This window comes from Phocaeicola coprophilus DSM 18228 = JCM 13818 (assembly GCF_000157915.1).
Classification (GTDB): domain Bacteria; phylum Bacteroidota; class Bacteroidia; order Bacteroidales; family Bacteroidaceae; genus Phocaeicola; species Phocaeicola coprophilus.
Window position 1 is genome coordinate 84165 of the sequence record NZ_EQ973646.1, and the last position, 3959, is coordinate 88123.

Below are 3959 nucleotides of genomic sequence, written 5' to 3' on the forward strand. Positions count from 1 at the left end.
GATTTAGTTTATATATTAAGTCTTTGGCTTAATTCCAGTTTTTGTATTTCTCGTTTCCCTCTTTTCCCGGAAGTTCTTTTATAAACTTCTTGTATCTTATTGTAAATCAAAATTAAATAAGACTTTTTCTCAAAGTCCTTTGTCGTCAAGTCGTTTTTATGTGGCGGTAAATATAAGAACTTTTTTATTATGTTGTAATTTTTAGTTTAAATTTTAATGAAAGTCTTTCGGAAAACAGCCTTTTGTTGTCAAATAATGTAAATGTGAAAATCCGGTTCTGATTTTGTTTATATAATCTCAAGTATTTAATAATCTTTATTTTAAAATAATTTCTTGATGTCTTCTATTGTTGAAAATTATTTATGTAATTTTTTTTAAGGGAAAGAGGCTGCTTTTCTTTGCCTGAAAAATGGAAGGGTGTGAGGGGACACTGCTTGCCGGCAGGTTGTCCTGTTTTCATAAAAAAGCTTAATAGAGGGGAGGATTCTTGATGACACCGGTCTTCTTTTTCGCAAATCTTCCTTATCTTTACATGGCTTTCCTTATGGAAGTTGATTGATTTCCAAATGGAAGTCTTTTGATTTCCTTTAGGAAATTGATCGATTTTCACCAGGAAATCGATAGGAACGACAATATGATATAACCTGAAAATCTGAATATTATGGCTGTGAAAATAGCATTCTATGAGTCTCCCGACCCTACGGGGGATGGTGTAAAACATTTTCATGCGCGGGCTGTGGAGCGGGAAACGATCCGGATGGACCGCCTGAGTCATTTTGTTACCCACCGCTGTACGGTGAGCGAAAGCGATATACTGGCTGTTCTGACTGCATTGTCGGACGTCATGGTGGATGCCTTTCTGGAAGGACACCGGGTTTATTTGCGGGGACTGGGCTATTTTGACATCACTTTGACGAACGATGAAATCCGTTCGCTCAAGGAGGGAAATGTCCGGAAGGTGCATTTCAAGAGCGTGAAGTTTGTGCCCGAAGCATCTTTGCGCAAGCGTCTGGAACGGGGGATGAAGTTTGTCCGTGCTTCTTCGACTATTCCTTTTTCCAACCGGCTCACGGAGGAAGAGATAAACGAAAAGCTGGCGGGGTATTTTGCTTCGCATCCTTTTATCACACGGATGGAGATGCAAAAGCTTTGCGGCTTCAAGCGGAGCATGGCACTGGCCTGCATCAACCGGCTCATTGACGAAGGGCGCCTGCGGAACATGGGGACACGGAGAACTCCCGTTTATGTACCGGTTGAAGGAGCTTTTCCTTTGCCGGACAGTAAAGCCGGGGAATAATGGATTTACTAATTCTATCAAAACATATAGGAACAATGAAAATGAAAAAACTATTGGCGTCCGTACTTCTGGCAGCAGGAATGGTTTCCTGTGCAGGTACGGCAGAGAAGACCATTCCGGTGTACGGATGGCAGGGGGAAGGTGCGGAGGCTACGGAAGCTTCCATTCAGGCAGACTTCAGCAAATGGAAGGAACATGGCCTTTGCGGGGTGTGCTATAATGCCGGAGGATTCAATGTGGAGAAACATGCACGGGCAGCAAAGATTGCTCATGCCAACGGGCTGGAATATCATGCCTGGATTCCGGCCATGCTGAAAGGCGATGCGGATTCCACCTGGTATGCGGTGAACCGCAACGGGGAGTCGGCTTACCGCGTGCAGGCGTATGTCCCGTATTACAGGTGTATGTGTCCGAACAATCCGGACGTGGTGAACTATCTGGTGACGGAATACGGACGGATTGCTGACATTCCGGAGGTGGACTTTGTACACCTGGACTATATCCGCTATGTAGATGTCATTCTGGCTCGCGGTCTGTGGGAAAAATACGGACTCGTGATGAATGAGGAATATCCAACAGCCGACTATTGTTATTGCGACAAGTGTGTGGCTGACTTCAAGAAGGCTACGGGCATTGATATCCGGACGGTGAAGGATCCTTCCATGTGTGATCAGTGGAAGCGTTTCCGTTACGACGTTGTTACGCGGCTGGTGAACAAGATTGCAGATGCCGTGCATGCCAAGGGCAAGAAAGTCAGTGCTGCTGTCTTCCCCGGACCGGAGTCGTATGCAAAGAAGCTGGTGCGTCAGGAATGGAACAAATGGAATATCGATGCATTCTTCCCGATGAACTATAATGATTTTTATCTGGAACCTGCTTCATGGGTAGGTGAGATTACCCGTGAGGAAGTGGCCTCGGTTAACGGACGGAAGCCGGTTTACAGCGGTCTGTTCATTTGTCGTGACTGGAAAAACAAGGCCAAGATCAAGGATCCGGAAGGCCACGGACTGATACCTTCCGAGATCGGTGAAGCAATAAGCGGTTCGATGAAAGCGGGTGCCGCTGGTGTGGCATTGTTTGTTCCGGGCAATATGACCGATGAACATTGGGCTGAATTTGACAAGGCTATCCGTTCGCTTCAGTAAGATATCTTCATCAGACGGCTTCCAATGCCTGCTTCAGGTCGGCAAGCAGGTCGTCGATGTGTTCCGTGCCGATGGAAAGCCGGATCGTTCCCGGGAAGATTTCCTGAACTGCCTGCTCCTGTGGTGTCAGCTGGGCATGGGTGGTACTGGCCGGATGGATGACGAGCGACTTCGAGTCGGCTACGTTGGCCAGCAGGGAGAAGATCTGAAGACGGTCAATGAACCGGTGTGCTTCTTCCTGTCCCCCGTCGATGAGGATGGTAAAGATGGATCCTCCGCCATGCGGAAAGTAGCGTTGGTAACGTCCGTGGTCCGGATGGCCGGGCAGGGAAGGATGGTTGACCCGTTTCACCTTGGGATGTCTGTCAAGAAAGGCTGCAACGCGCAGGGCATTGGATACATGGCGCTCTACCCGAAGAGAAAGTGTTTCCAGTCCCTGAAGCAGCAGGAAAGCATTGAACGGGCTGATGGCGGCACCTGTGTCACGCAGCAGGACGGCACGGATGCGGGTGACATAGGCTGCATGGCCGGCTGCTTCGGTGAAGCACAGGCCGTGGTAACTCGGGTCGGGAGCAGTCAGTTGCGGAAACTTGCCCGAAGCCTTCCAGTCAAATTTGCCGGAATCAATGATGATGCCTCCGAGCGAAGTGCCGTGTCCGCCGATAAATTTGGTAGCCGAATGCACTACGATGTCGGCTCCGTGTTCAATGGGACGGATCAGGAAAGGCGTTCCGAAAGTGTTGTCCACGATGAGCGGGATCTGATGACGGTGGGCAATTTCTGCCACGGCTTCCAGATCCGTGATGTTCGAATTGGGGTTGCCCAGCGTTTCAACAAACAGGGCTTTGGTTTCCTTGCCGATGGCCTGCTCAAAGTTTGACGGGTCGGAAGGATCGACAAAGGTTGTCGTGATTCCGTATTCCGGCAGGGTATGCGCCAGCAGGTTGTAGCTTCCTCCATAAATGGTCCGGGCCGCTACGATATGATCTCCCTGTCGGGCGATGTTCAGAAAAGCATATGTGATGGCGGCTGCTCCCGAAGCCAGAGCCAGGGCAGCCGTTCCTCCTTCGAGTGCCGCCATGCGCTGCTCGAAAACATCCTGGGTGGGATTCGTCAGACGGCCGTAGATGTTGCCTGCATCTTCCAGACTGAAGCGTGCGGCTGCATGGGCAGAGTCGCGGAATACATACGATGTGGTCTGGTAGATGGGGACGGCCCGTGCACCGGTAGCCGGATCGGGTTGTTCTTGTCCTGCGTGTAACTGTAACGTCTCGAAATGAAGTTTCCGGGTATTCATAAGCTCTCTTTTATTAATAGTTGATGTATGATTTTTCTGCAGGCAAAGGTAGAATGACCGGACGAATTGTCCAATAGAGCGGAAAATTATGGAAAATATCACTATATTTGCTGTGTTTTGCAGAATAAACAGGCAGAAGGTATGCCTGAATTCATCCTTTTAAAGAATAAATCACTATGCCCGTATCAGAAAGACTTGACAAGATCGATCTTCAGATTCT

General features: G+C 48.7%; 3 protein-coding genes. 2 read left to right on the forward strand and 1 reads right to left on the reverse strand.

Annotated elements, in window-relative coordinates:
* The first annotated feature begins 661 nt into the window (after positions 1 to 661).
* A complete protein-coding gene (locus BACCOPRO_RS12365; RefSeq protein ID WP_008144151.1) occupies positions 662 to 1297 on the forward strand; it encodes an HU family DNA-binding protein in 636 nt (211 codons plus the stop codon).
* 41 nt (positions 1298 to 1338) lie between these two features.
* Positions 1339 to 2442, forward strand: a complete 1104-nt coding sequence (locus BACCOPRO_RS12370; RefSeq protein WP_081446946.1) for a glycoside hydrolase family protein — start codon at positions 1339 to 1341, stop codon at positions 2440 to 2442.
* A gap of 10 nt (positions 2443 to 2452) precedes the next feature.
* Here BACCOPRO_RS12370 and BACCOPRO_RS12375 read toward each other — a convergent pair whose 3' ends face one another.
* A complete protein-coding gene (locus BACCOPRO_RS12375) occupies positions 2453 to 3739 on the reverse strand; it encodes an O-acetylhomoserine aminocarboxypropyltransferase/cysteine synthase family protein (protein ID WP_008144154.1) in 1287 nt (428 codons plus the stop codon).
* Between the last annotated feature and the right edge of the window lie 220 nt (positions 3740 to 3959).

Excerpts from the sequence above, each read along its gene's own strand:
- BACCOPRO_RS12365 (WP_008144151.1), top strand. The coding sequence starts at position 662 with ATGGCTGTGAAAATAGCATTCTATGAGTCTCCCGACCCTACGGGGGAT.
- BACCOPRO_RS12375 (WP_008144154.1), bottom strand. The coding sequence starts at position 3,739 with ATGAATACCCGGAAACTTCATTTCGAGACGTTACAGTTACACGCAGGA.
- BACCOPRO_RS12370 (WP_081446946.1), top strand. The coding sequence starts at position 1,339 with ATGAAAAAACTATTGGCGTCCGTACTTCTGGCAGCAGGAATGGTTTCC.